General features: G+C 36.2%; 4 protein-coding genes. 1 reads left to right on the top strand and 3 read right to left on the bottom strand.

The genetic code is table 11. The features are described 5' to 3' along the window. A partial coding sequence (locus tag ACFVSH_RS24665) for an MHYT domain-containing protein (RefSeq protein WP_387708375.1) occupies nucleotides 1-560 on the bottom strand: 560 nt, incomplete at its 3' end. 372 nt (nucleotides 561-932) lie between these two features. Between ACFVSH_RS24665 and ACFVSH_RS24660 the strand changes: the two genes are divergently transcribed. Then, nucleotides 933-1,847, top strand: a complete 915-nt coding sequence (locus tag ACFVSH_RS24660) for a YitT family protein (protein WP_228467431.1) — start codon at nucleotides 933-935, stop codon at nucleotides 1,845-1,847. An 85-nt stretch (nucleotides 1,848-1,932) separates the two neighbouring features. Here the strand turns inward: ACFVSH_RS24660 and ACFVSH_RS24655 are convergent, their stop codons facing one another. Together ACFVSH_RS24655 and ACFVSH_RS24650 are read right to left on the bottom strand one after the other, a co-directional pair. After that, nucleotides 1,933-2,127 carry a cold-shock protein gene (locus ACFVSH_RS24655; protein WP_034307294.1) on the bottom strand — a complete coding sequence of 65 codons (195 nt, stop codon included), beginning with the start codon at nucleotides 2,125-2,127 and terminating at the stop codon, nucleotides 1,933-1,935. A gap of 832 nt (nucleotides 2,128-2,959) precedes the next feature. Further along, the coding region (locus tag ACFVSH_RS24650) for a cold-inducible protein YdjO-related protein (protein WP_387708377.1) at nucleotides 2,960-3,108 on the bottom strand (149 nt) is incomplete at its 5' end.

Raw genomic sequence — 3,108 nt, 5'->3', positions numbered from 1 at the left:
AGATAATAGCCTTCAATGATTGCGCCACTCATCATGAGCGTACTGACTGGCTTTAGCGAAGATTGACTTAATTTATTAAAATAAAATAATATTGCAAGCGCTGCTACAAATAATATAAAGATACTGAAAAGCGTACTGAGTACCGACAATGGGCTAAAGTGCAAAGTATGATTTAATGAAGATGTTCCCATAATATAATTTGATAAAATGGCCATCGTAAACATGAAGCCGCAAAAAACGATTTGCAGAACTTGTGTTTTATACGATATGGCCAGTAACCCAACCCCTGCAAGAGCGATCGCTAATGCTAACGAAAAGATTATTGTAGAAAAGTTGTATGCCGCCATTCCTGAATTATCGAGTGTGTATATGACCACAAAATTAAGCGTCCAGATTGCCACTCCCATAGAGCAGCTGCTCCCTATATATACCAGGCGTTTATATCTCTCTATCGTCAGTAATGTTGTCAATAAATCCAAAGCCGTATAACACGCCATTATTATCAATAGTACTGCAATCATAAAGAGGACAGGATTTGATGCCACAATTGATTGTTCCATTTTTTTACTTGATCACCTCTAACGTTCTATTCTCCTATATTGTAATGTAAATTCATAGGACCTCAAAGGTTTTTTATTTCCTTACTCCTGTATATTTACACTCTGATTCTTTCGGCGCACCCCCTTCCTCAAGAAAATGCAGGTTTTTTCATAAAATCAATTAAATGAGAAATACTATTGTTTTATATGGAGTAGAATATGAATACATGGTACTGACAAGCATTCACACCCCTGCTTCATCATTGCAGGGAATGATAAATAATACCAATAATTATTCAGGAATATAATAATTAGGAATGTTAATTTCTTTATTTAATTATACCTATAGGTTTATAATTAAATAGAACTTATATAGAGAGAAGGAGTGGGGGCATGATTATGTCAGACCTGGCAGGTGCAAGTACAACAGAAATTATGCAAAAGAAGACCCAGCATAAAAGATTAACACTTAGACAAATTTTACAGAGAGGTCTATTAATTACAATCGGTGCAGTTTTAATGGCTGTCGGCCTCGAGATTTTTTTAGTGCCGAATAACGTAATCGACGGGGGCATAACGGGTATTTCGATTATGTTATCTTACATCACTGGATGGAAGCTTGGAATCTTTCTTTTCATTTTGAATCTTCCTTTCTTTTTTATCGGTTATAAACAAATTGGAAAAACCTTCGCATTCTCTACCCTTTATGGAATTTTAGTCCTTTCCATTACCACTGCATTGCTTCATCATGTACCAGCTTTCACTCAGGATATCCTTCTAGCGTCCGCTTTCGGCGGTATGATTCTTGGAATTGGTGTTGGAATGGTCATTCGATATGGCGGCTCGTTGGATGGCACAGAAATACTTGCTATTCTCGCTAGCAAGAAGCTCCCTTTTTCCGTTGGGGAGATCGTCATGTTCTTTAATTTATTCATCCTTGGCAGTGCGGGCTTCGTATTCTCGTGGGATCGTGCCATGTATTCGATCATAGCCTACTTCGTGGCATATAAAACGATGGATATCGTCATCGCAGGTTTGGACGAATCTAAATTTGTTTGGATCATCAGTGATGAATTTAATGATATCGGCGAAGCGATAATGAATCGTCTTGGACGGGGCGTAACCTTTTTAGCTGGAGAAGGTGCTTATTCTGGTGATGATAAAAAAGTCATCTTTTGTGTAATAAACAGGCTTGAGGAAGCAAAACTTAAAGAGATAGTCAAAAGCTTCGATCCATCTGCATTTCTTGCCGTAGGGGATATCGCGGAAGTTCGAGGCGGTCGATTCAAGAAAAAAGATATCCACTAACCTCACCTGCTTTTTGCTTCATCCAATTGGCAAAAAGATAAAAAAAGCTGAAGGGAGAATCCCCTTCAGCTTTTTTTATCTAGCCTTAATAGTTCCTTGGATTGTTGATTGCTTGAAGCATTCTGGTGCCGGGTTTCATCTCGCTGCTACATAACGGACAAACATGTTCATCATTACTTGTAAAGTTATCGCGAATCCAACCTTTGCAATCTTCTGATGTACATTCCCACACCTTAGTTTCTTCAGGAATGATTTCTTCCGTATTATTTCTTCTATACATATATCTCACTCCTTAGAATTGAATTGACTCCGTCCTGCATAACAGATCACAAGCCATAAAGATAAAAGAAAGAATAGATGGCGTTTAATCTAAATTGTGAGTAAATAACCATTCGCAAATCCAAGTATGATTATTGTTTTCTTTCAAACAAACTTTTGAATGGTAAAAACTTGAGATTACGACATGAATTTTTCATATCTCACTACCCATTATATCATATATATGCTTTATTTATTTGAAGAAAAATTCTAAAAAAGAAATGATTCCCCAAAATGAAACACAGTCCCTGACTTACCCTTCAAGATAATCGGGACTGCGCTGTTCAAGAATCCATTCCATATGGTTCTTCCTGCTCGTTCAATGAACATTTCAAAGCGTATCGAGCATGAGAGTAATTTTTAATGCCAAAACCTAAAACAATGAAAGCCCTGCCTCTCTCCCATCCATACGGTTCCTAGACCGTGCCTGCGAGAATCAGATAAAAGCTTGTAAGTACATGTTTATTAATTAAAACCGTCCGTAATTCCAATTGGGTAGATTAAATTCCAAAAGACAAATGGTACATAGAAGTAAGTTAATGAAGAACAGAAATGGATCGAGGAAAATAATTACATGTAGTTCTTTTTTCTAGATGTGTTTAACTTGTTTCTACTTCATCATGAAAATGATGAAAAATTATTTTATTAATAAAAATGTTACTTTAAATTACCCTCCAGTGCTTTATTTTCTTAACACTGAAACTTAATAATACCATAAATATTTTTATGTGTAAAGCGTTATTGTCATACTTCTTTCTTAAAATAAAAAATAAAGAGGCTATGATCCACCTCTTTTATTTAAACGCATTATACTCATTTTCAATTTTTGGAAGTTCCCTGACTTCCTCAATTAATTGACTTCCGCACATTGGGCAATCATAGTTTTCCGAGGCAAAATCTTTTCTCATCCAACCATTGCAATCTGCTGATCCACATGCCTGTC

Source organism: Peribacillus sp. NPDC058002, assembly GCF_042886655.1.
Classification (GTDB): domain Bacteria; phylum Bacillota; class Bacilli; order Bacillales; family DSM-1321; genus Peribacillus; species Peribacillus aracenensis.
The sequence above is the reverse complement of the archived record's forward strand: the minus strand, read 5'-3'. Positions and strand labels throughout refer to the sequence as shown.